Here is a 23,801-nt window from a genome sequence, read left to right as displayed (position 1 = left end):
ATTTCGGAAAATGAAGTTGGCGCGAGACTGTCTATTAATAGCAGTCTCGCGCCAAGAGTCGTTAGCTTGGCTTAACGGTTGGCAATGGGGACGACTTTGCGTGGGGCCACGCCCACATAATCGGCACTTGGGCGGATGATGCGGTTGTTCGATCGTTGCTCCATCACGTGCGCTGCCCAGCCTGTTACCCGTGAACATACGAAGATTGGTGTGAACAACTTAGTCGGAATGTCCATGTAGTGGTATGCGCTGGCGTGGAAGAAATCTGCATTACAGAAGAGTTTTTTCTGTTCCCACATCAGGGCTTCACAGGCAACCGATACGCGGTATAGACGGTCGTCACCGTTGGCGGCAGCTAGTTTTTCTGACCATTCTTTGATGATGGCATTACGTGGATCGCTGTCGCGGTAAATCGCATGGCCGAAGCCCATGATCTTATCTTTACGCTCCAGTTTACCCATTAAGATGTCGCGCGCATCGGCTTCATCTTTCATGTCTTGGATCAGTTCCATCGCCGCTTCGTTCGCGCCGCCATGCAGCGGGCCGCGCAGTGAACCAATGGCGCCAGTGACGCACGAATGCATGTCTGACAGGGTTGAAGCACAGACGCGAGCAGTAAAGGTTGATGCGTTAAATTCATGTTCTGCATAAAGAATTAACGATACGTCCATTACTTTAGCATGCAGTGCCGACGGCGCTTTACCGTGTAATAAATGCAGGAAGTGCGCGCCAATTTGATCGTCATCGGTTTCAGTGTCGATACGCACGCCATCGTGACTAAAGCGATACCAGTAACAGATGATCGATGGGAATGCAGCCAATAGGCGGTCGGTGATTTCACTCTGTTCGGCAAAGCTGTGTTCGGCTTCTAAGTTACCTAGCATAGAGCAGCCAGTACGCATTACATCCATTGGATGAGTCTCGGCAGGAATGCGCTCTAATACTTCTTTTAAGGCTTGCGGCAGACCGCGAAGGCCTTTGAGTTTGGTTTTGTAGGCATCAAGCTGGGCTTGAGTGGGCAGCTCGCCGTAAAGAATGAGATAGGCGACTTCTTCGAAGGTGGCATTTTCACCGAGATCTTTCACATCATAACCGCGGTACGTGAGGCCGCTGCCTGACACGCCCACTGTGCTCAATGCCGTTTCGCCTGCGCTCTGGCCACGTAATCCTGCACCGCTTAGTTTTTTAGCTTCTGACATAATCCTTCCCTTCCGTTAACTCTGTGTGGTTATTGCTGGTGGATGAATGCACTTATTTTTGAGTGTTCATTCGCCGACATTTATTGGTTAAGGCTGCACTTTTTATGTAACTTGTTTAACGTTAAATCTGCATTAACGCCAAACCCTGTAGGGTTGCAGCTTTTCGGTGACGCCTTGCTGCTTGGGGCAAAGCGTCTGGGTTTCAGTAACAACATGAGCTTGCGCTTCTACTGACAATCCATGGTCTTGTGTATTTTGCTTTCTCGCTTGCTTAGCTATTTATCTTGGCTAAACAGTTGATCTAACTTGTCTTCAAAGGCGTGGTAGCCCAAGTACTTATACAAGTCTTTACGGGTCTGCATAGTGTCGAGCACGTTGCGTTGATGACCATCATTCATCAGCGCTTGCATGACGTTCAGTGCCGCTTGGTTGGCTGCACGGAAAGTACCGAGTGGATAAAGCACCATGTCGGCGCCCGCCTCGGCGAGTTCTTCTTTATTGAACAATTGGGTTTGACCAAATTCAGTCATGTTGGCCAAAATCGGTGCTTTGACTTGCGCTTTAAAGTGGCGATATTGGTCTAGCTCAGTTAAAGCTTCGGCGAAGATCATGTCGGCACCGGCGGCAATATAAGCTTGCGCGCGTTCGATACCTGCTTCTAAGCCTTCAACGGCAACCGCATCGGTACGCGCCATGATCACAAAGTTAGGATCGGTACGGGCATCGACGGCTGCTTTAATGCGATCGACCATTTCTTCAATGCTCACCACCGCTTTGTTAGGTCTGTGGCCGCAACGCTTTTGCGACACTTGGTCTTCCATGTGCACAGCGGCGACGCCAACTTTTTCGAATTCTTTGATGGTGCGAGCAATGTTGAATGCGCCGCCCCAGCCAGTATCGATATCGACCAATAAAGGCACTTGTGTGGCTGAGGTGATACGACCTGCATCGATCAGCACGTCGTTCATTGAGGTCATACCTAAGTCAGGCAAACCGTAGGAAGCATTGGCAACGCCAGCGCCCGAAAGATACAAGGCTTGGAAGCCAGTTTGCTCTGCCATCAAGGCAAAATAGGCATTGGTGGTGCCAACGATTTGTAACGGTTTAGCCTTAGCAAGAGCTTGGCGAAAACGTAATCCTGCGCTTTGGGTCATGGTCTTGTCCTTATCCTTTTCCATTTATGGGAAGTGGGCATATTGAGCCGTATAAACTTAGCTGATGTTGGCTAAGGTTTCTTTGGCGGCTGCATTGGCTTGCAATTCAATTAAGCGTAATTCGGTATTTTTACGCCCCTGTTCGATATGGCGGCGCATCAGCAAACTGGCGAGTTCTCCATCGCGCTGGGCAATGGCTTCGACTATGCGTCTGTGTTCGGCAATGGCTTTAACGGGGCGATTTTTATTGGTGCATTGGTAGCGGTACATGCGCAGCAGGTGATACAGGCCGCCGACTAAGGTTTCCTGCAGATGCTTGTTACCGCTGGCTTGAATAATTTGGTAGTGAAAATCGACATCGCCTTCCTCTTGGAAGTAGGTATCACCCTTAGCGAGCGCCGCATCTTGCGTTGCGAGTAAATCTTCTAACTTGGCTAATTGCTCAGGGGTGATACGACTGGCGGCAAGTTCGCAGGCCATGCCTTCAAGCACGCTACGCAGTTGATATAAATCGTTAAGTTCGCTAACTGTCAGTTGTGCTACGCGGGCGCCAACATGGGGTGCGCGCACTACTAAGCGTTGTCTTTCTAAGGTTTGCAGGGCTTCGCGGGTCGGGCCGCGGCTGATACCGTATTTTTCGGCCAGCGCTTGCTCGTTAATTTTACTGCCCGCAGGCAGCTCGCCCTTGATGATGCTGGTTTGGATCTGCACCAAAATTTGATCGGCGAGTGTGGTCGACGTTTTATCTGCCGAGGTCGATTTGACCTTATGCAGGTGGGAAACATGTGTGTCATCAGAAACGAACGTCGTGTCTTGCTTCAACATAGAGCGCATCACTATTAATAGGATTGTCGACAATGGGTAAAAAATAGCCCTCTCTCAGTGGATTGTCAACAATGTGTTTACTTAGACGTAAGTCTACATTCTAATTGCTTTTTATTTATTGTTATGATTTTTATGGTTTTATTTCAATTTGTTCGTTTTTAATATTTTAGCTTATGAATTTTTAAATATTAAATTGTCAACAATGAAGTGGTTTTTGCCGTCCGTTCTTGTTGCAGGTGTTGATGGCTTTGGGGGAAATCGTCCAAATGCATTTTGCATGTTTGTCCTTCGCGTTATGCTATGGGCGGAATGACACGCTTGGAGGTGACAGTGGAAAAAGTGTTAGTGAGCAGTTGTTTACTCGGGCAAGCGGTGCGCTACGACGGTGGTCATAACTTGATGGAGAGCGAACTTGTACAGACGTGGCTTGAGCAAGGGCGGATTGTGGCGATTTGTCCCGAATGTGCAGGCGGTTTGCCAACACCCAGATCGCCAGCTGAGCGGGTTGGACAGCGTATCTTAACCGCTCAGGGTGAGGATGTGACCCACGCTTTTAGTCTGGGAGCCGATCTCGCCCTAAAGCTGGCGCAGCAAGAAGGGATTAAAGTGGCGATCCTAAAAGCCCGCAGTCCATCCTGTGGTAATAAGCAGATTTACGATGGTCAATTTGCGAAGCAATTAATCGCGGGACAGGGATTAACGGCTGAAAAACTCAGCGCCGCAGGGATAACCGTATTCAATGAATTTGAGCTATCCGCTGCAGCGGCACTGGTTGCAGAACTAGAGCAAAGTTAGAAAAGAACTAGAGCAGATCTAGCTCGCTTGAGTGTGATTGGCGCTGTCGGCGCTATCCGCGACATTTTGATTCGTTTGCAGTAAAGCATCGATTTGTTGATCTTTTTCCGCCCACACTTGGTTTAACCAGCGTTGGAACTCGACGCGATACTCAGACTCAGAGAAATAACGCGTTGGATCGACTTGAGGTACGGGCAGGGCGTTGATCCGCACGATAATCTTGCTGACCTTGCCGTTCATCACCCCAAACAGAATATCGTCAGGCGCATCTGGGTAGACAATTGTCATATCCAGCAGGTTAGTAAATTGCTCACCCATGGCCGATAGGGTAAAAGCGATTCCACCTGCTTTAGGACGTAACAAATGTTGATAAGGCGAGTTTTGGCGTTGATGCTTATCACGGGTAAACCGGCTGCCTTCAACATAGTTAATGATTGACGTAGGCATATTTTTAAATTTTTCACAGGCGCGGCGTGTGGTCGCTAAATCTTTGCCCTTAAGCTTTGGATTCTTCTTGAGTTTTGCTGGGCTGGTTCTGTTCATAAATGGCATATCCAGCGCCCAACAACCCAGTCCCATAATCGGCACATAGATGAGTTCTTTTTTGAGGAAGAACTTCAACATAGGAATATGGTTGCGTAACACATAAGTTTGCGCGGCGATATCGAAGCCACTGAGATGGTTGCTGATCAGCAAGTACCAGCTGTTTTTATCGAGTCCTTCTAGGCCTTCGACGTCCCACTCAATTTTAGCGATCAAATATAGAATGCCACCGTTGCAGCAGGCCCACGCCCACATAAAACGATTCATGACGGTGGACACTGCATTACGTGTACCTTGCGTAGGCATTACGATTTTCACTAATCCGCCAAGGCTGATAAGCGAACTCCACACTAAGGTATTAATAATCAGTAGACTCAAACTGATTATAAACAACACTGGCCCGGGCAAGAAATTCAACATAATGGTGTTACCTTTGTTCTTTATTCGCTTGGCTAGCAAGTTGGCTTAACACTTGATCTTTAGTTAACCAGATTTGATTCAACTGTTCTTGGAAGCTAATTTTAAAATCGCGGTCATTCATATAATCGCCGCGCATCGCAGGATCAATATCAGAAACCTTGATATGTACTTTAACGCTTGGCAACTTGCCTGTCAGGTAGTCCCAATAGCTTGGCACTGTGTCTGGGTAGTAAATGGAGACATCGACTAGCTTGTGGATCTGTTCGCCCATGGCTGATAGCGCGAAGGCCATGCCGCCCGCTTTGGGTTTTAACAAATGTTGGAACTGTGAGTTCTGCTTTTGATGTTTAGCTTTGCTGAAGCGCGTGCCTTCGACAAAGTTCATCACACTTACCGGTTTCGCCTTGAACTTAGCACAGGCTTTACGCGTAATTTCAATGTCTTTGCCCTTTAGCTTAGGATTTTTACGCAACTCTGCCGTGCTGTAACGGCGCATAAAAGGAAAATCGAGCGCCCACCAAGCTAAGCCTAAAATCGGCACAAAAATCAGTTCTTGCTTGAGGAAAAACTTCAAGAAAGGGATCTTTCGGTTAAAAACCCGCTGCAGGATCAGGATATCCACCCAAGACTGGTGATTGGCAATCACCATATACCACTCTTTAGTGGAAAAGTCGGTGTCACCACTCAGTTCTATCTTAACCGGATGCAAGCAGCGCTCAATCACACCATTGACGCTGATCCAAGCGCTGGCACAAAAGTCGAGCACATGGCTCGTCGCAGTCCTTAATGGACTGATAGGTATCAGTTTTATAAAACTGATCAACACGATTGGGATAGTCCAAAAGACGGTATTTATAACGTAGCCTAAAAATGCGATACAGCCTTTTATCTGTGAAAACAGCGTTCCCATCCGAGCCCCCTGACAAAAATTGGAGGCCTATGTTACTCGGTGTCGGCGTTTGGCTCAATCTTAGGCACTGCTGGTCGGTGCATTTGTTAACATTTGTTCCCGCGAAAACTCAATATTGCTGGGATAAGCGTGCGAGTAATCTATCCATAGCGCGATAACCCAGTGCTTGGGCAATATGGCGACGCTCTGTGTTGGGCACTTGTTCAAGATCGGCAATAGTGCGTGCCACTCTTTGTATGCGATGAAAGCTGCGAACCGAGAGGCCAAGCTTTACCACGCTTTGTTCTAAAAACACTAAATCAGCGTCACTGATCCCACTAAAGCGTTTCAATTGTTTCCCTGTGAGTTCGCTATTGAGCACGCCAGCGCGGGCGAGTTGCAGCTCACGCGCTCGTTTCACTCGCTTGGCGATATCTTGGCTGGTTTCTGTTTGCGGCGCGGCTTGAGTCAAGGTTCCTGCGGGGAGTTTGGGGACTTCAATGGTTAAATCGAAGCGGTCGAGAAACGGGCCAGAAAGCCGCGAAAGATAACGCTGAATTTGTTCTGGGCTCGATCTGTGTTGGCTATCAATATCACCGCTCGGGCTGGGATTCATTGCCGCGATCAATTGGAAGCGACTCAAAAATGTCAGCTTTGCGGCGGCGCGGGAAATCACCACTTCGCCGGTTTCCATCGGCTCGCGCAGACAATCTAAGACTTTTCGAGGAAATTCGGCGACTTCATCTAAAAACAGCACGCCACGGTGGGCGAGGGAGATTTCCCCTGGTTTTGGGATACTGCCACCGCCCACGAGGGATATCGACGAACTCGTGTGGTGCGGCGATCGAAAGGGTCGCTGCAAAAAATGCTGCGGCTTTATGTCGAGTCCGGCAACGGAATGAATCGCCGCCACTTCTAATGCTTCCTCATAATTAAGCGCAGGTAATAGCGCCATCATTCGGCTGGCAAGCATGGTTTTGCCCGTACCTGGCGGGCCAAGCATCAGGAGGTTATGGTTTCCCGCCGCGGCAATTTCGAGTGCTTGCTTGGCCTGATATTGGCCAATCACATCGCTCAGGCAAGTACGGGACTCAGGCGTCTCTTGGCTTATCCATTCTAATTGCGGCGCTAACGTCGGCAGTTGGTTTTGCCCCTGTAAATAAGCGGCCAGACTCTGCAAGTGCGAGCCAAACAACACATTAGGATAGCCGACTAACTCGGCATCGTGGCGATTATCCAGCGGCAATATCAAGGTATGGTCTTGGCGCTTAGCGGCGATAATCGCGGGTAATAATCCTTGGCAATAACGTATGTGCCCAGACAGTGCCAACTCACCGACAAACTCAAGATTTTTTAAACTATTAGCAGGGATTTGTTCCGAGGCGGCCAATATGCCCACGGCTATGGGTAAATCGTAGCGGCCACCTTGTTTAGGTAAATCTGCTGGCGCGAGGTTAACGGTTATCCGCCGCATCGGAAACTCGAATCCTGCATTAATCAGCGCGCTGCGCACCCGCTCGCGGGCTTCTTTCACCGACGCTTCGGGTAATCCCACTAGATTAAATGCCGGTAAGCCGTTACTCAGATGCACTTCAACTGTGACTTGGGGAGCTTCGACCCCACAACTGGCTCGGGTATTGACGCAGGCAATCGCCATAAACAAATCCTTTTGTGGTCATTTCGCGCAGAATTTGAGTGTAGCAGTAATTGACGTTAGGGGTTTTCGATTAACTTGGTCATTCGCCTCATCAGTAAGCTGCTGACTCTGGCTTTACCGTTCCCGTGATAGCTTTGGCAAATTGCCATATTGGACGATAGCAAATAGTTGATAGAAATGATAAAAAGCAAACATTGGAGTCCTGAGGTCAATATGGATATGTTGTTAGCAGAAAATTCCCCCATTCGTCAGCAGCTGCTCGAGCAAAAGCTGGTGCAGTTTAAAGACCCGCATCTTGCCCATACGTTATCGACGTTTATTCGCAGTAGTGTCGATCTCTATCCCAGTGCAATCGAAGACTATGCCCAGTTAGGTAACAGCCGACTGGGTGGATTGCCTGATTTGCCTGTCGGCATGGATTACCCAGTGACTTTGGTCGGAAGGGAGGAGATGCTGGATGCTTACGCTGAGGAATTCGACCACACTCGCGAGTATATCGAGGAGCATTATTGTTGGTCGCAAGATTCGGATTGGGACGAGGCTGCGCAAGCCTTCCGTGTGCCTATGCAATTTATTGCACAAATCAATTGTAGCGAACTGAAGGCATTTCAATCTTATTTGCCTCGAGAGGGGCGATTGTTGTTCTTTTTGGAGCGCTGGCGATTCTCGGAAATGCTTCGCGGCCATGTCTATTATGTCGCAGAGGGTCAGCAACTGAACTCTGGGAAAGCGATTGCCGAACTTAAGTTCGACGATGCGGTATGTGCAAACTATGAGTATGAGGCGGCTTATCAACTTCAGGGGATTGCCAGCATTAAGATGATAGCCACTGACATGGTTAATAGTGACAACCCGCATTTATTAAAGTTAGCCAAGGCACGTTTACAAGCGCTACCAGAACCGCAACAAGCTATGGTGCTGGAGGCCCTAGAGGTTGCGGAAGATGAATTGGCACCAGAGTGGCAAGATCAGCTCTATTTCTTTGATCTGATGAAAATGAATAAACACGGGTTAATCCCCGGTCAGATTCTCACTCAAGCACAATGGTCAGCGCTACCCGACTGGCAGTCATCCAACTTGCAGGCATTGCTCGTCCCCGAGCAGCCGCTGCCGTATTACAATGGTATCGCCAGCATTAATGGCCATGGCGATAGCCGCTATAAAGCCCCCGAGCTACACGCCGCAGCTGAATTAGGCGGCAATGCCGAAGATTATCTGGTGCTGCTCAAAGTCGTCTATAGTGAGCACTCCATGCAGTTGAATTTTATTATCCACCAAGCGGATTTAGCGCTAGGCAAATTCGATCGCATTTACTGCATATATGATTATTAGCGCATTGAAAGGCTGGCTATAACCAACCATTTTGTTTGGCGATGCGGGCTACACAGCACTTGGAGTACATCGAGACTATTGAAGATGTATGTTGCGACCGATTAAAAGAAGAGTCGCACAATTTCGTGCCTTTGAGTGAATATGAGTTATAAAGGATTGATTCTGGGAGAAATGATTACGACTGAATAGATTAAGCGATTGATAGTTATATTTAATTATTTCAATCAGTTAATGGAGGTTGGTCAACCTATGCAATTATATGAGGGCATCGTTGAGCTGTCTCATTTGGTTTACCCTCCAATGAAAATCATGGTTCAAATCCCCCAATCTTGATTCACCTCGGTCGTTAGGCCGTAAGACTGACCCATAAGATAGTCTGCAATGACTCATAAACATTCTGCTACTGATCCACGTGATTTCCTTATACCGACGGGGTGTCGGAATAAATAGTCAGCATATAAAGTATACTTTGTATCATTTTGTGGTTTAATCGAAACATCTGCTGCTGGTTTTAGCAACATTTTGGGCGGCGATGCGGTAACAAGGTTGTGAATCGATAATAATAAAGTGACCTCTTGTGAAGGATGACATTTGAGGGAACATGGTCGAGGAGAACTCGCCTATGCGTTCGTGGATGTTAGCGTGTGTGTTTATCTGTACTGCGGGTTTTGGTGGGGCGGCTTGGGCAAAACTCGATGTTGTATTTTTTAATCCGGGGGCTGCCGATGACAGTTTTTGGGGGGACGTCGACCAATTGATGTTGGAGGCATCGACGACACTCGATATTAAGCTCGAAATCATTCATTCCGATCGCAATCATTTCAAGATGATCACCCAACTCGATGAGTTGTTAGCTTCCGCAAAGGTACTGCCCAATTACGTTATTCTGGTTAATGAAAAACAATCCGCGATAAAAATGCTGCAAGCGCTTTCTCCACATCCTATCTACGTGCAATTGATTTTAAATGATATTTCCATCGGCGAGCGTGATGCGCTACTGCAAGATCCCCATTGGCAAGAATATCTGTTACCCGCCATTATTCCCGATAATTACGCAATCGGTTCGGCGACCGCTAAAGGTTTAATGGACGACTTAGAAGGTAAGCCAGCTAAAGTTTTGTTGATTTCGGGCGATAAATCGACGCCTGCTTCAGTGCTACGTACCCAAGGTGCCAGTGATTATTTCTTTATGCAGCCTAATGCCACTCTGACTCAAACGGTTTATGGCCAGTGGAGCGACGCTGTGGCTTATGGTCAAGCGTTAACTCTGCTGAATCGTTATCCCGATCTGAATGTGATTTGGACCGCCAGTGATCGTATGGCGATTGGAGTGCTTAAAGCATTGAAGGAAAAAGGCTTAGTGTCGGGTAAGGATGTATTTGTCAGTACGATCAATACGTCACCCGAGATTTTACAGCTTTGCCGCCAACACGCTGTGAGCATTATTGGCGGTGGGCACTTTATGGCTGGCGCGTTAGCTTTGGTTGAGTTGAAATATTATCAGCAGCATAAGCACTATATTCCCTATGACAATGTCACCTTGTTCGGCGTTTTACTGCCTGATTCGGCATTTTATCAAATGTTAGTTGCTCGGGATTGGCCACAGATTTTCCAGTCTCAGATTTTGAATAAGTTGCCCTTCAAGGCGTAATAACGGGTGTACATGAAGCATCGAAATCATTCTATTAGTCATAAGATGACGCTGACCATTATCGGGGTGAGCTCATTTTTTGCTGTGTTAACTATGCTGGTGCAGTTGATTTGGAACTATCAGGATAGTATCGACAATGCCACGTCGGATATCCGCGAATATTCAGAATCTATTTTGCCGAGTGTGGCGAAGTCGCTGTGGGACGTCGACCGTAGCCTGCTATCTGATTTGCTCTCTGGTTTAGGGATGATGCCGTTAGTGTCGAGTGTGCATTTAGACAGTATCGACGGCGTCACTATGCAGCTGGGTAAACCGCTGTTAACCGATGACGAGTCGCAAACCCTGTTTCATTATCCTGTGACTTATCAAGATCAGCTGATCGCAACTTTAACCGTAGGCTTAGACACCAACCAGCTTTACTACGAGCTGTGGCGGCAGTTGATTTTTATTGTGCTCGGCAATGGCTTAAAGACCCTGCTGATGATCTATTTGATCTTGACCTTAGTGCGACTCATGGTGACGGATAGATTGTCAGCATTGGAAGATTTTACTAATAAAATCAATCTAAAATCGCTAAAGAAGTTATCTGTGCCCGAGACGGTGACCGCCAGTCCTGACGAGATTGCCCATGTGGCATTGTCGCTTAAGGCCATGTATCAAAGGATACGCAACGACCTCGCTATCAATAAACGTCATCAACGCGCGTTACAGCAACAGCAGCATTTGTTGTCGGATTTAGTGAAAGAGCGGACCAAAGAACTGGACTGGCAGTCGCAGTCGAATCAGTTGCTGGCAGAGATTTCGTTGCAATTTTTAAGCATAGATACCTGCAATGTGGATAAAACCTTAGCTGAGGTGTGCCGCAAAATAGTTCAGTTGTTTGATGTTGAAAGGGTGAGTATTCTCGAATTTCATCAACAGCATGCCTATTACCGCAGTTTTTGGACCAGCGAGTTACATGCTAACAAGGTCCAAGGGATTTCGGTGGACAATATTACTCAGCTTGCTAAAAAATTCGAAACAGAATCGACTTTAGTGATTGAGGATCTTGAGGCGTTAAACGTATTCTCACCGCAGGAATATGAGGTGATGAAATCCGTGGGCATTTGCTCTATTGCTGCCTTTGCGATTAAAAATGCCGGAGAGTTATTGGGTTTACTCTCGCTGTCGACGGTGTCGCGGCCCTTGAATTGGAACGCCCAGAAAAAGAATATGCTGACTCAGTTTGCCTCCGCATTGAACGAGTTACTGCTGCGCGAGCAGAAAGAGCGGCAGATGATAGTGCTGCAACAAGCGCTGGTTTCTGCCAATACTCAATTGAAAGAAATGGCCGAAACCGATGAGTTAACGGGCTTAGCCAATAGACGCCCCTTTACCGAAAGATTAGAAGCCGTGCTGCAAGCGGATACTCCTGCGGGACTGTTTATGTTGGACGTCGATTATTTCAAATCCTACAATGACACTTACGGTCATCTCGAAGGCGATGTAGTGCTTAAACGCGTGGCGGATGCCTTAGCGCAGTGCGATATCCTGCCGCACAATGCTTTATTGGCGCGCATCGGTGGCGAAGAGTTTGCCTTAGTTGTTGAGCACGTCACGCCGGCACAGTTAACGGCTATTGCCACGCAGTTGTGTTATCTCGTCGAGCAACTCAATATTCCCCATCAAGCTTCTCCCTTGGCTGTGGTGACCATCAGTATTGGCTGCGTGTTTTTGCCATTAGATAAGGTTTCGGGGCTTAAGATGGCCGACGTGTTACGCCGCGCCGATGTTTGCCTCTATCGCGCTAAGGATAAAGGGCGTAATAGGGTCGAGGTTGAAGTGATTTAATGGCTAGGGTCGAGGCAGGCTTGTGCCTATCGCAGTCTTTCGCGGTTGGGCACAAGCTGAGTTTTGCTCCATCAATAGCTTATCTCTGCGCTTTGTGATTGATTTCCAAGCGTCTAATTGCCCTGTATCCATGCCTAAGCTTATACATAAGCTATGTCTAATTCACACCATTAAGCCATTACCACTCAGCCATCTCTACTCAGTTATCCTCTCTCACTTATATAAATCCGGTGACATTTAGGCCCTGTCAGCTGAGTTTCGTTATGTCACAGACAGCCTCCAATCGTGCTAACTAACTGATAACATTTATATGAAACTGTGCTGTTGATCCGCCGTTAAGATAAAAATTATCTCAAGGTGAGGTAATATTAGGCGGCAGATGAGATATAATCTGTCGCCCATAGTCGATTTAGCGATGCACTCTAAGTGACATCCATGCTGCCATTCTGGACGTATTTCTCGTAACGCAACTAAGCGAAAGCCACGATTGCATAGTCAATTCCATTGGCTTAAATGTACGTTCTAGCAGCTCAATATCAAAGCCGCCGCACTTAGATATCTTAATGATGTCGAGTCGAATAAAATAATTAAATGCTGGATATTCAGTCTCTTCGACACAAAACGTCACTTAAATGATGCAAGCGTATTTGCACTATTCGCTGGCTGCGAGAGTCGAGTCACGCCTAAGCCGTGAATTTGCAGATATACTGAGAACACCCTAAAGCGAGCAATTTAAGCGCTTTTTTATCTTAGGGTAGCAAGTGGCTGGCGCAGTCGCGTTGAACGGTTTTTAGATTAAGCAAGACAAAGCAAACTGCGCCCAAATAAAATGAATTCAGCTGACACGCGAGCAATAAAGCGCGGGTTGGTCCTAGTTAGTCCAGTGTTAAATGAAAGGTGTTACATGAGTCTCTTTGATAACGTGATGATTATTTTGTGCCTAATCGGCGCGAGTTGTTTCTTCTCTATGTCAGAAATTGCACTTGCCGCTTCACGTAAAATCCGTTTACGTCAGTTGGCCGATGAGGGCGATGCCCGTGCAGAAAAAGTGCTGCAGTTACAAGCCGTTCCCGGCAGCTTTTTTACTGTGGTACAAATCGGTCTTAATGCCGTTGCCATCATGGGCGGTATCGTCGGTGAGTCGGCATTTCGGCCTTATTTCTATGAGTTACTGTCGCCTTTGCTGACCGATCCTTGGTTGAGCCAAATGAGCTTTGTTTTATCCTTTATTGTCGTCACCAGTGCCTTTATTCTTGTGGCCGATTTGATGCCAAAACGCATTGCCATGGCGATGCCTGAGCCTGTCGCGTTGGCCGTTGTTGGGCCTATGTCTTTCTGTATCGTGCTACTGCGTCCATTAGTGTGGTTTTTCAATGGCATGGCGAGCGGCATCTTTAAACTGCTGCAAATCCCAACCGTGCGTAACGATGCCATCACCTCTGACGACATTTATGCCGTGATGAACGCGGGCGCCGAAGCAGGGGTATTAGATCGCGGTGATCAACAGATGATGGAAAATGTGTTTGAAATGCAAACCGTTTCTGTGACTTCTGCTATGACGGCCCGCGAAAGCTTAGTGTACTTTTTACTGCAAGATAGCGAAGAAGATATCAAGCGTAAGATTTCTGAAGATCCCCATACCAAGTTCCTCGTCTGCGATGGTCAGTTAGATATGATCAAAGGTTTTGTGGATGCAAAAGAGCTGCTGATCCGAGTGATTAACGGTGAGAATATTACCTTAAAAGGCAGTAACTTAGTCCACACTTCGCTGATTATTCCTGATACTTTGAGCCTATCTGAGGCAATGGAATACTTTAAGAATAGCCGCGCCGATTTTGCCGTGGTCATGAACGAATATGCCTTAGTGGTCGGGATTGTTACGACCAACGATTTGCAGCGCGCGGTAATGGGTGCTTGGTCATTGCACGAGAGCGAAGAGCAGATCATCGCCCGTGATAGCAACTCTTGGTTGGTTGATGGTGTAACGCCGATTACTGACGTGATGCGCGCCTTCGGCATCGAAGAATTCCCGCATAATCAGAACTACGAAACCATTGCCGGTTTTATGATGTATATGCTGCGTAAAATCCCTAAGCGTACCGATTTCGTGAACTATGCGGGCTATAAATTTGAGGTGGTCGATATCGATTCTTACAAGGTCGATCAGCTATTGGTTACCCGCATCGATCCTATCGATAAGCTCAACTCGCCAGATGTGTAATCCTGTCATCTTGTGTTGATAAAGCTATTCTCGAATAAGTGACTCTCTTGGGCTAAGTGTTTAGCCTTGGAGAGTCGTTTCACTGTTAGTGCCCCTTCGATACCCGCCACGCACAAATTTCTTTTGTATTAACTTGTACCGCTTAAATCACATCCAAAAACGCATTAACGATGGGATCGTCGAGCCGTTTTACTTTGCAGCAGCAACCTAACTCGAACGGCGGAATCGCAACCGGCGACGAGAGCAGTTGAATGCGATCCCGCACTGGGCTGTTATTGATTACCACCTCTGGGCTCATGCTCACACCGCAGCCTAACGCTACCATAGAGGCTATCGCTTCTTGGCCCGATACTTGGGCGTAAATATTAGGGCTGATGCCCATTTGTTTGAACCAGTTATCGGCGCGGCGACGTCCGGGCCCGTGGTCGGGAATAATAAAGGGCACGCTCGACCAATCGATGGGCGTTTGGGAAATTTGCTGCTGCACCGCGCATCGGATAGTTGGGGCGATGATCGACAGCGGCACATCGTCGATTTTGGCAAAGTGTAAGCTGCTGGGAAACGGATCGGGCAGGGCGGCGATGGCGATATCGGCGCGATTCTGTTGCACTTCGGCCAGCGCGTTCGCCGCATCTCCCGTGGTTAAGGCGATTTCGACGAAGGGATGTTCTTGGCGGAATAAATCCAATAAACCTGGTAAATGGCTATAGGCGGCGGTGACCGAGCAATACAGATTCAATCGACCGCGCAGCACATCCTGCTTAAGATCGATACTGTGCTTGAGTGTGCTCCAATGGTTCAAAGTCTGCTCGGCGAACCGCTTAAACTCGTGTCCCGCGTGGGTTAAGGTCACGCTGCGATTATCCCGCTCTAATAGCTTAGCGTTCACTTCTTCTTCTAATCTTTGCAGGGCTCGGCTTAAGGTCGATGGGCTCACATGCATCTGTTCCGCTGTCTTGGCGAAGTGCAAACTGTCACATAAGTGCAGGTACAATTTGAGGGTACGAATATCCATGACTTATCCTGTTTAGTCTGAGCTTGAGCCTTGGCTTGAGTGACTGCGTGATTGGGGACCGCATATTGGCGCCGATGTTACTGTTAGTGTTACTGATCCATGATTGCAGTTGACGTTGCGCATAATGCAATATGAAGTTCCGAATATATCATTTTAAGCAATGATAAGCATGGGTTATAGTGATTTCAATCACAACCAAGCCGTAACATTATGTTAGTTTGGTTGCGTCCAAAATTTCTGACTTATAGGTGGTATATCAGATGGCTAACTATTTTAACTCTCTGAATTTACGTCAACAATTAGCACAGCTTGGCCAATGTCGTTTCATGGATCGTTCTGAGTTTAGCGACGGCTGTAACTACATCAAAGATTGGAATATTGTTATTTTAGGTTGTGGTGCTCAAGGTCTTAACCAGGGCTTGAACATGCGTGATTCGGGTCTGAATATCTCTTTTGCCCTGCGTCCTGAAGCGATTGAACAGAAACGTGCCTCATGGCAGAAAGCGACCGACAACGGTTTCCGTGTCGGTACGTTTGAAGAATTAATCCCTGCGGCGGATCTGGTACTTAACCTGACGCCGGACAAACAGCATTCCAACGTGGTTAACGCGGTTATGCCACTGATGAAGCAAGGTTCTACCTTGTCTTACTCACACGGCTTCAACATCGTTGAAGAGGGCATGCAAGTTCGTCCCGATATCACTGTGGTGATGGTTGCGCCTAAGTGCCCAGGCACTGAAGTGCGTGAAGAATACAAACGTGGTTTTGGTGTACCTACCCTTATAGCGGTTCATCCAGAAAACGATCCAGACGGTGACGGCTTAGAGATTGCTAAAGCCTACGCTAGCGCAACGGGTGGCGACAGAGCCGGTGTTCTACTGTCGTCTTTCATCGCCGAAGTGAAGTCAGATCTAATGGGCGAGCAAACCATTCTGTGCGGTATGTTGCAGACGGGCGCCATCTTAGGTTACGAGAAAATGATCGCCGATGGCGTTGAGCCAGGCTATGCGGCCAAGCTTATCCAGCAAGGTTGGGAAACGGTCACTGAAGCGCTGAAACACGGCGGCATCACTAACATGATGGACCGTTTGTCTAATCCAGCCAAGATTAAAGCATTTGAAATTGCAGAAGATTTAAAAGAAATCCTCCAGCCATTATTTGAAAAACACATGGATGACATCATCAGCGGCGAATTCTCTCGCACTATGATGGAAGATTGGGCGAACGATGATGCGAACTTACTGCGTTGGAGAGCGGAAACTGGCGAAACAGGTTTCGAAAATGCACCCGTATCGAGCGAGCATATCGACGAACAAACCTATTTCGACAAAGGTATTTTCCTTGTCGCTATGATCAAAGCAGGTGTGGAACTGGCGTTCGACACTATGGTGTCTGCGGGTATCGTGGAAGAGTCGGCTTATTACGAGTCACTGCATGAAACTCCACTGATCGCTAACACGATTGCCCGTAAGCGTTTGTACGAAATGAACGTAGTGATTTCAGATACCGCCGAATACGGTTGCTACCTGTTCAATCACGCCGCCGTACCTATGCTGCGCGATTACGTTAATGCCATGTCATCTGAGTATTTAGGTGCAGGCCTGAAAGACAGCGCAACCGGTGTCGACAACCTAACGCTCATCGCAGTTAACGAAGCGATTCGTGAAACGGCGGTGGAATATGTTGGTGCTGAACTTCGCGGTTACATGACTGATATGAAGAGCATTGTTGAGGCTTAATTGATCGTTAATTAAGCCCAACATTGGGGGAGAGGGTTGAGACTCAAAGGACTTGGGTCTCAGCTCAGTTCCCAAGCAGCCTCAGAGACTGAAACGTGCATCTTGAGTTTGCTTAGTGATGAATCAGCTTTGTGATAAATCAGTGTAGTGAGAAACAAATTTTTTCCTGTTCAGTGGGTTGTCGAGCGGGCAAAAACGACATAGTTAGTGAGTGAAGAGTTAGTGAGTGAATCTTCAGTGAGCGTTCGATGGTAAATGCGCGTTCAGTGAATGAATCCTGCGGTAGGTGAATCGCGCCGACTGAGGATCAACAGTTAACGTTTTACTTTGTTGTTTTGCATTGTCTCGGCAGGGAAGCTGAATTTTTTTGACAAAAGATATTTTTTATTGTGTTTGGCTGTCGCTTTATGGTAAAGCTAATAGCTCGCGGTAGGGCAAAGTCCAAAGCGAAACTAACTTTCATGCAATATCCCAATTTTAGAAACACCGATTAGGAATCCATATTGATGTTTAACCAAGCTGCCAAGCTCATTCTCGTGATTATTACCGTCGTGATTATTAAATCACAGCGGGGGCGGCGCATGGCGAACTGATAGACCTAAAAGGTTAGAAGTTTCGAAAGAACCCCCCGCTCCGAAAGGACCGGGGGGTTCTTCGTTTCAGGGCCTAGAGCAAGGTCCTAAGCTTCGAAAGAGTAAAAAATTAGCGTCGATTTTCGGCAATTCAGGACTAACGTAGCGAGAGAGAATATGGAACCAGGGCAGATGATCAGAGGCGCAGACGCGGTAATTAAAGTGTTAGCAGCACATGGAGTCACCACAGTGTTTGGTTACCCAGGTGGTGCCATTATGCCAATATACGATGCCCTCTATGGAAGCCCTGTCGAACATCTGCTCAGCCGTCACGAACAAGGCGCCGCCTTTGCCGCCGTAGGATACGCAAGAGCCAGCGGTAAAACTGGCGTGTGCTTTGCGACTTCAGGCCCTGGTGCGACTAACCTGATCACTTCCTTAGCCGACGCGCTGTTAGATTCTGTGCCTATGGTGGCCATCACAGGCCAAGTCTCTACCGCCGTAATCGGCACCGACGCTTTTCAAGAAATCGACGTGCTGGGCATGTCACTGAGCTGCACTAAGCACAGTTTCATGGTGACAGACGTCAACGACCTGATCCCAACCTTGTATCAAGCCTTCGAAATCGCTGCATCTGGTCGCCCTGGCCCTGTGCTGGTCGATATCCCGAAGGATATCCAAATCGCCCAATTGGAATATCGCACACCTTTGCTGGCCGTGATGAACGAACCCCAAGCCGAGATGAGTGATATCGACGCTGCCCGTGCACTGTTGGCTGAGGCTAAACAGCCTATGTTGTATGTCGGCGGTGGTGTGGGCATGGCGGGCGCGGTCGATCAACTGCGTGAGTTTATCAAAGTGACGGGCATACCTTCGGTCGCAACCTTGAAAGGGCTGGGTAGTATCGCCCACGGCACATCCGGCTACTTAGGCATGTTAGGCATGCATGGCGGCAAGGCAGCTAACTTAGCGGTACAGGATTGCGATTTGCTGATCGTGGTGGGTGCCCGTTTCGACGACCGAGTCACCGGCCGTTTAGCGAGCTTTGCCGACAAGGCCAAAGTGATCCATTTAGACATCGACGCCGCCGAACTGGGTAAATTGCGTATGCCTGAGGTGGCAATCGCTGGTGACTTACGCCAAATCTTACCTGCCTTAGCCATGTCGATGAACATCACGCCTTGGCAGGCCGAGGTGGAGCATTTATCCCGTAAGCATCAATGGGATTATCAACACCCCGGCAGTTTGATCTATGCGCCTGCGCTGCTGCGCCGCTTAGCCAATAAATTACCCGAAGACAGCGTAGTGTGCTGCGATGTGGGTCAGCACCAAATGTGGGTGGCCCAGCATATGTGGTTCCGCCGTCCAGAAGATCATCTGTCCAGCGCGGGCTTAGGCACTATGGGCTTTGGCTTACCCGCCGCGATTGGTGCGCAAGTGGCCCGTCCCGATGCCACTGTAGTTACTGTGTCTGGCGATGGTTCTTTCATGATGAATGTGCAGGAACTGACCACCATCAAACGCCGCAAGCTGCCAGTGAAAATCGTGCTGGTTGATAACCAAAAGCTTGGCATGGTGAAACAGTGGCAACAGCTATTCTTTGAAGAGCGCTACAGCGAAACGGATTTATCCGATAACCCAGATTTTGTTTTATTGGCCTCCGCCTTTGATATCCCCGGCCGCACGATTTTCTCTTCCGACGAAGTGGAAGAAGCCTTAACCGAAATGTTAGCGGCTAAGGGCCCGTATTTGTTACACGTTGCAATCGACGATGCTTTTAACGTTTGGCCACTGGTGCCCCCCGGCGCATCAAACAGCGATATGATGGACGAAATGGAGAAACAAACATGATCCACTCTCTGGAATTAACGGTTCAACAACGCCCCGAAGTGCTTGAGCGTGTTTTACGCGTGACTCGCCATCGTGGCTTTACGATTACCCAAATGCAGATGCGCATGAATGACGATGCGAGCCTGTCACTGGATATGGAGGTCGATAGCGAACGTGCCATCGAACTGCTAAGTAATCAGCTGAATAAACTGATTGATGTGACCCAATGTAAGGTATTGTTACCGCTGAGCTTACAACAAACGGCGAATGCTTAAGGCCTTGCTTGGGTTCATTTTAGTCCCTGATGTTGGGGCGACTATTTGTATAGTGCCCGAGAGTAAGAGTGCCAAATAGTTGAGTTAGTGCCAAATACTATTTAGTGCCAGATATTGAGGGGAATGCGGTAAGTGCAGCATTCGCCATGTGAATTAAGAATACGATTTTCGATTTGAGATAAAGGATACAGTCAATGCCAAAGTTACGATCAGCTACCAGTACCGAAGGCCGCAATATGGCGGGTGCACGTGCGTTATGGCGCGCCACAGGGGTGAAAGACAATGATTTTGGTAAGCCAATTATCGCCATTGCTAACTCCTTTACTCAGTTTGTACCGGGCCACGTGCACTTAAAAGATATGGGCTCACTCGTCGCGAGCGCCATTGAAGAAGCGGGCGGTATCGCAAAAGAATTCAATACCATTGCCGTCGATGACGGTATCGCCATGGGCCACGGCGGCATGCTTTACAGTCTGCCATCGCGTGAGCTTATCGCCGACAGTGTGGAATACATGGTTAACGCCCACTGCGCCGATGCCTTAGTGTGTATCTCCAATTGCGACAAGATCACTCCCGGCATGTTGATGGCGGCGCTGCGCCTCAATATTCCCGTCGTATTTGTCTCTGGCGGACCGATGGAAGCGGGTAAAACTAAGCTGTCGGATAAGCTCATCAAACTCGATTTAGTCGATGCTATGGTGGCGGGCGCCGACTCGAACGTGAGCGATGAAGACAGTGCCAAAATTGAGCGTAGCGCGTGCCCAACCTGCGGCTCTTGCTCGGGCATGTTTACCGCCAACTCAATGAACTGTTTAACCGAAGCTCTAGGATTATCGCTGCCGGGTAACGGTTCTATGTTGGCAACCCACGCCGATCGCCGCGAGCTATTTTTAGAAGCGGGTCGCCGCGTGATGGCGCTAGCAAAACGTTATTATCATCAAGATGATGAATCAGCATTGCCACGTAATATCGCGAACTTCAAAGCCTTCGAAAATGCCATGACTTTAGATATCGCAATGGGCGGTTCATCTAACACTGTATTGCATTTATTGGCCGCCGCGCAGGAAGCCGATGTTGATTTTACCATGGCGGATATCGACCGTATGTCGCGCCTTGTGCCGCACCTTTGTAAGGTTGCGCCATCGACGCCTAAATACCATATGGAAGATGTGCACCGCGCCGGCGGCGTGATGGGGATTTTGGGCGAGCTCGACAGAGCTGGATTACTGCATACCGATGTGTTCCATGTGGCGGCCGATAATGACGGCACGCCGGGCAGCGGTACCTTGAAATCGGTATTGGCCCAGTACGATGTGATGCAGACGCAAGATGAAAAAGTAAAACACTTCTTTATGGCGGGACCTGCGGGCATTCCGACCACTAAAGCCTTTAGCCAAGATTGTCGCTGGCCGTCACTGGATAACGATAGACAAGAAGGTTGTATCCGTAGCCGCGAGTTTGCTTTCAGCCAAGAGGGCGGGCTTGCCGTATTGTCGGGCAACGTGGCCGAGAACGGTTGTATCGTTAAAACGGCGGGCGTGGATGAATCGAATCTGACCTTTATTGGCTCGGCGCGCGTCTATGAAAGCCAAGATGACGCCGTGGCGGGTATCTTAGGCGGCGAAGTGGTGGCGGGTGATGTGGTTGTTATCCGTTATGAAGGCCCGAAAGGCGGCCCGGGTATGCAAGAAATGTTGTACCCAACCAGTTACTTAAAATCACGCGGCTTAGGTAAAGCCTGTGCGCTGATCACCGACGGTCGTTTCTCCGGTGGCACTTCAGGCTTATCGATTGGCCACGTTTCACCCGAAGCGGCAGCGGGCGGCACAATCGCCTTGATTGAAAATGGCGATCGCATCGAAATTGATATTCCAAAGCGCAGCATCAAGCTGGCAGTAAGTGATGTTGAACTCAATGCTCGCCGCGAAAAAATGCACAGTCTTGGCCCAATGGCGTGGAAACCTATTGGTCGCCAGCGTTATGTATCACTCGCGCTTAAGGCCTACGCCATGCTTGCCACCAGTGCCGACAAGGGCGCGGTGCGCGATCGCAGTAAACTGGAGGACTAATATGTTGCCACTTGCATCGCAAGCTCGGACGGATTTAGCACATTTTCAGTTGGCACAAAGCTATCTGCAAAAAATCCTGTTGTCATCTGTGTATGACATAGCGAAAGTGACGCCGCTTTCAAGCATGAACAAGTTATCGGCGCGTTTAGGTTGTCAGGTATTTTTGAAGCGCGAAGATATGCAGCCAGTGCATTCCTTCAAGTTACGCGGTGCCTATAACCGTATCGCCCAGCTGACGAAAGAAGAATGTCAGCGCGGTGTGGTGTGTGCTTCGGCAGGCAATCATGCTCAGGGGGTGGCGATGTCGGCGGCGAGTCGCGGTGTGGATGCTGTGATTGTGATGCCTGAGACGACGCCCGATATTAAAGTCGATGCGGTGCGCCGTTTAGGTGGCAACGTGGTATTGCACGGCCAAGCCTTCGATCAAGCTAATGGGTTTGCGATGGCGATGGCCAAAGAAGAGGGCCGAGTCTATATCGCGCCCTTTGATGATGAAGCGGTGATCGCAGGCCAAGGCACTATCGCCCAAGAGATGTTGCAGCAGCAGCGCGATCTCGAAGTGGTATTTGTGCCCGTGGGCGGCGGCGGTTTAATTGCGGGTATCGCAGCCTATTACAAGGCGGTGATGCCGCAGGTGAAAATTATCGGCGTCGAGCCTGAAGATGCCGCCTGTTTAAAGGCGGCGATGGAAGCGGGCGAGCCGGTGACACTGGCACAAGTCGGTTTATTTGCCGACGGTGTGGCGGTGAAGCGTATTGGCACTGAGCCATTTCGAGTCGCCAAACTGTATGTCGATGAAGTGGTCACTGTGACCTCGGATGAAATCTGCGCTGCGGTGAAAGATATCTTCGAAGATACCCGTGCGATTGCTGAACCCGCTGGGGCTTTGTCCTTGGCTGGGCTTAAAAAATATGTCAGCGCCAATGCCAGTGGCGACAGCGGTAAAGGCGAGAAAGTCGCCGCGATTTTGAGTGGCGCGAATGTAAATTTCCACAGTCTGCGTTATGTGTCGGAACGCTGCGAACTCGGTGAGCAAAAAGAAGCAGTACTGGCAGTGAAAGTCCCTGAACGTCCGGGAAGTTTCTTAAAGTTCTGTGAGTTACTCGATAAGCGGGTAATGACAGAGTTTAACTATCGTTTCAGTAGTCGCGATCTGGCCGTGGTGTTTGCCGGCATTCGCTTAAGCCGAGGCCAAGGCGAACTTGAACAAATCATCGCTACCTTAGAGGCTAACGATTTTGAAGTGCAGGATTTATCCGGTGATGAAACCGCGAAATTGCATGTGCGCTACATGGTCGGCGGTCATCCACCTGAGCCTTTAGAGGAGCGTTTGTTTAGCTTCGAGTTTCCTGAGCATCCCGGTGCGCTGCTGAAGTTTTTAACCACCTTGCAGAGCAAATGGAACATTAGTCTGTTCCATTATCGCAACCACGGCGCGGCCTTTGGCCGAGTGCTGGCGGGATTTGAAGTACCCGCGAGTGATGCTTTGCCGTTCCAACATTTTTTAACTGAGTTGGGTTTCGTCTATCAAGAGGAAACCCAAAGTCCTGCCTATCAGCTGTTTTTAAATGCGGGTAACGGCAGCAAAGTCTTATAGGGTTTGCGGTGATGCACGTAGCTTAGATCGACGCGATGACATGTTAGGCAAAGTTAGGCTAAAGGAGGGGCGCACATGCGTAATGCCGATCAGTTAAGACAGATCGCTTGACGATCTCGCTGAAAAGATCAAAATCCGATGACCTCATGTCATCGGATTTTTTTATGCAACTCTCAGAAGCACTCGCC

Annotated in this window: 17 protein-coding genes; 10 read left to right on the top strand and 7 right to left on the bottom strand. The window is 48.7% G+C overall.

Annotated features, from left to right (window positions below; genetic code table 11):
- Positions 1 to 71: 71 nt before the first annotated feature.
- The 3 genes from prpC to KV201_RS17810 all read right to left on the bottom strand — a co-directional run bounded on the left by prpC (position 72) and on the right by KV201_RS17810 (position 3,178).
- Positions 72 to 1,199 (bottom strand): 2-methylcitrate synthase, encoded by a 1,128-nt coding sequence (gene prpC / locus KV201_RS17820; protein WP_011848086.1) that lies wholly within the window; start codon positions 1,197 to 1,199, stop codon positions 72 to 74.
- Between the two features lie 275 nt (positions 1,200 to 1,474).
- Positions 1,475 to 2,353: a methylisocitrate lyase gene (gene prpB / locus KV201_RS17815; protein ID WP_071940617.1), complete on the bottom strand. Its 879-nt coding sequence runs from the start codon at positions 2,351 to 2,353 to the stop codon at positions 1,475 to 1,477.
- A gap of 57 nt (positions 2,354 to 2,410) precedes the next feature.
- Positions 2,411 to 3,178, bottom strand: a complete 768-nt coding sequence (locus KV201_RS17810) for a GntR family transcriptional regulator (RefSeq protein ID WP_012090443.1) — start codon at positions 3,176 to 3,178, stop codon at positions 2,411 to 2,413.
- Positions 3,179 to 3,478: 300 nt separating this feature from the next.
- Between KV201_RS17810 and KV201_RS17805 the strand changes: the two genes are divergently transcribed.
- On the top strand, positions 3,479 to 3,973 hold the full coding sequence (locus tag KV201_RS17805; RefSeq protein WP_226060084.1) for a DUF523 domain-containing protein: 495 nt from the start codon (positions 3,479 to 3,481) through the stop codon (positions 3,971 to 3,973).
- A gap of 18 nt (positions 3,974 to 3,991) precedes the next feature.
- Here the strand turns inward: KV201_RS17805 and KV201_RS17800 are convergent, their stop codons facing one another.
- The 3 genes from KV201_RS17800 to KV201_RS17790 all read right to left on the bottom strand — a co-directional run bounded on the left by KV201_RS17800 (position 3,992) and on the right by KV201_RS17790 (position 7,482).
- Entirely contained in the window at positions 3,992 to 4,936 is a 945-nt protein-coding gene (locus KV201_RS17800; protein WP_226060083.1) for an acyltransferase, read from the bottom strand.
- Positions 4,937 to 4,943: 7 nt separating this feature from the next.
- On the bottom strand, positions 4,944 to 5,846 hold the full coding sequence (locus KV201_RS17795) for an acyltransferase (RefSeq protein WP_226060082.1): 903 nt from the start codon (positions 5,844 to 5,846) through the stop codon (positions 4,944 to 4,946).
- 109 nt (positions 5,847 to 5,955) lie between these two features.
- The gene (locus tag KV201_RS17790; protein WP_226060081.1) at positions 5,956 to 7,482 is read right to left on the bottom strand and encodes a YifB family Mg chelatase-like AAA ATPase; all 1,527 of its coding nucleotides are present in this window, start codon (positions 7,480 to 7,482) and stop codon (positions 5,956 to 5,958) included.
- 213 nt (positions 7,483 to 7,695) lie between these two features.
- Here KV201_RS17790 and KV201_RS17785 point away from each other — a divergent pair, with 213 nt between their 5' ends.
- The 4 genes from KV201_RS17785 to KV201_RS17770 all read left to right on the top strand — a co-directional run bounded on the left by KV201_RS17785 (position 7,696) and on the right by KV201_RS17770 (position 14,516).
- Complete coding sequence (locus KV201_RS17785; RefSeq protein ID WP_071940613.1) at positions 7,696 to 8,814, top strand: DUF1963 domain-containing protein; 1,119 nt, start codon at positions 7,696 to 7,698, stop codon at positions 8,812 to 8,814.
- Between the two features lie 622 nt (positions 8,815 to 9,436).
- A complete protein-coding gene (locus KV201_RS17780; protein ID WP_226060080.1) occupies positions 9,437 to 10,465 on the top strand; it encodes an ABC transporter substrate-binding protein in 1,029 nt (342 codons plus the stop codon).
- 45 nt (positions 10,466 to 10,510) lie between these two features.
- Entirely contained in the window at positions 10,511 to 12,295 is a 1,785-nt protein-coding gene (locus KV201_RS17775) for a GGDEF domain-containing protein (RefSeq protein WP_226060109.1), read from the top strand.
- A gap of 904 nt (positions 12,296 to 13,199) precedes the next feature.
- Complete coding sequence (locus KV201_RS17770; protein ID WP_006084442.1) at positions 13,200 to 14,516, top strand: hemolysin family protein; 1,317 nt, start codon at positions 13,200 to 13,202, stop codon at positions 14,514 to 14,516.
- Positions 14,517 to 14,658: 142 nt separating this feature from the next.
- On the opposite strand, the gene ilvY is transcribed toward KV201_RS17770, so the two are convergent.
- A complete protein-coding gene (gene ilvY, locus KV201_RS17765; RefSeq protein ID WP_006083462.1) occupies positions 14,659 to 15,531 on the bottom strand; it encodes an HTH-type transcriptional activator IlvY in 873 nt (290 codons plus the stop codon).
- Positions 15,532 to 15,791: 260 nt separating this feature from the next.
- Between ilvY and ilvC the strand changes: the two genes are divergently transcribed.
- The 5 genes from ilvC to ilvA all read left to right on the top strand — a co-directional run bounded on the left by ilvC (position 15,792) and on the right by ilvA (position 23,613).
- Positions 15,792 to 17,270 carry a ketol-acid reductoisomerase gene (gene ilvC, locus KV201_RS17760; RefSeq protein ID WP_011848076.1) on the top strand — a complete coding sequence of 493 codons (1,479 nt, stop codon included), beginning with the start codon at positions 15,792 to 15,794 and terminating at the stop codon, positions 17,268 to 17,270.
- Positions 17,271 to 18,019: 749 nt separating this feature from the next.
- A complete protein-coding gene (gene ilvG / locus KV201_RS17755) occupies positions 18,020 to 19,693 on the top strand; it encodes an acetolactate synthase 2 catalytic subunit (protein ID WP_011848075.1) in 1,674 nt (557 codons plus the stop codon).
- A complete protein-coding gene (gene ilvM, locus KV201_RS17750) occupies positions 19,690 to 19,947 on the top strand; it encodes an acetolactate synthase 2 small subunit (protein WP_006083459.1) in 258 nt (85 codons plus the stop codon). Before ilvG ends, ilvM begins: the two co-directional genes overlap by 4 nt.
- Positions 19,948 to 20,141: 194 nt before the next feature.
- The gene (ilvD, locus tag KV201_RS17745; RefSeq protein WP_012090432.1) at positions 20,142 to 22,016 is read left to right on the top strand and encodes a dihydroxy-acid dehydratase; all 1,875 of its coding nucleotides are present in this window, start codon (positions 20,142 to 20,144) and stop codon (positions 22,014 to 22,016) included.
- Position 22,017: 1 nt separating this feature from the next.
- Positions 22,018 to 23,613 (top strand): threonine ammonia-lyase, biosynthetic, encoded by a 1,596-nt coding sequence (gene ilvA / locus KV201_RS17740; protein ID WP_226060079.1) that lies wholly within the window; start codon positions 22,018 to 22,020, stop codon positions 23,611 to 23,613.
- Positions 23,614 to 23,801 lie beyond the last annotated feature (188 nt).

The sequence above is a fragment of the Shewanella sp. SR1 genome, from assembly GCF_020447145.1.
Classification (GTDB): Bacteria; Pseudomonadota; Gammaproteobacteria; order Enterobacterales; family Shewanellaceae; genus Shewanella; species Shewanella baltica.
This window is presented reverse-complemented; position numbering and strand designations above follow the sequence as displayed.

Bases quoted from the DNA above. Each gene is read 5' to 3' on its own strand.
- prpC (WP_011848086.1), bottom strand. From the start codon at position 1,199: ATGTCAGAAGCTAAAAAACTAAGCGGTGCAGGATTACGTGGCCAGAGC.
- prpB (WP_071940617.1), bottom strand. From the start codon at position 2,353: ATGACCCAAAGCGCAGGATTACGTTTTCGCCAAGCTCTTGCTAAGGCT.
- KV201_RS17810 (WP_012090443.1), bottom strand. From the start codon at position 3,178: ATGTTGAAGCAAGACACGACGTTCGTTTCTGATGACACACATGTTTCC.
- KV201_RS17805 (WP_226060084.1), top strand. From the start codon at position 3,479: ATGGGCGGAATGACACGCTTGGAGGTGACAGTGGAAAAAGTGTTAGTG.
- KV201_RS17800 (WP_226060083.1), bottom strand. From the start codon at position 4,936: ATGTTGAATTTCTTGCCCGGGCCAGTGTTGTTTATAATCAGTTTGAGT.
- KV201_RS17795 (WP_226060082.1), bottom strand. From the start codon at position 5,846: ATGGGAACGCTGTTTTCACAGATAAAAGGCTGTATCGCATTTTTAGGC.
- KV201_RS17790 (WP_226060081.1), bottom strand. From the start codon at position 7,482: ATGGCGATTGCCTGCGTCAATACCCGAGCCAGTTGTGGGGTCGAAGCT.
- KV201_RS17785 (WP_071940613.1), top strand. From the start codon at position 7,696: ATGGATATGTTGTTAGCAGAAAATTCCCCCATTCGTCAGCAGCTGCTC.
- KV201_RS17780 (WP_226060080.1), top strand. From the start codon at position 9,437: ATGCGTTCGTGGATGTTAGCGTGTGTGTTTATCTGTACTGCGGGTTTT.
- KV201_RS17775 (WP_226060109.1), top strand. From the start codon at position 10,511: ATGACGCTGACCATTATCGGGGTGAGCTCATTTTTTGCTGTGTTAACT.
- KV201_RS17770 (WP_006084442.1), top strand. From the start codon at position 13,200: ATGAGTCTCTTTGATAACGTGATGATTATTTTGTGCCTAATCGGCGCG.
- ilvY (WP_006083462.1), bottom strand. From the start codon at position 15,531: ATGGATATTCGTACCCTCAAATTGTACCTGCACTTATGTGACAGTTTG.
- ilvC (WP_011848076.1), top strand. From the start codon at position 15,792: ATGGCTAACTATTTTAACTCTCTGAATTTACGTCAACAATTAGCACAG.
- ilvG (WP_011848075.1), top strand. From the start codon at position 18,020: ATGGAACCAGGGCAGATGATCAGAGGCGCAGACGCGGTAATTAAAGTG.
- ilvM (WP_006083459.1), top strand. From the start codon at position 19,690: ATGATCCACTCTCTGGAATTAACGGTTCAACAACGCCCCGAAGTGCTT.
- ilvD (WP_012090432.1), top strand. From the start codon at position 20,142: ATGCCAAAGTTACGATCAGCTACCAGTACCGAAGGCCGCAATATGGCG.
- ilvA (WP_226060079.1), top strand. From the start codon at position 22,018: ATGTTGCCACTTGCATCGCAAGCTCGGACGGATTTAGCACATTTTCAG.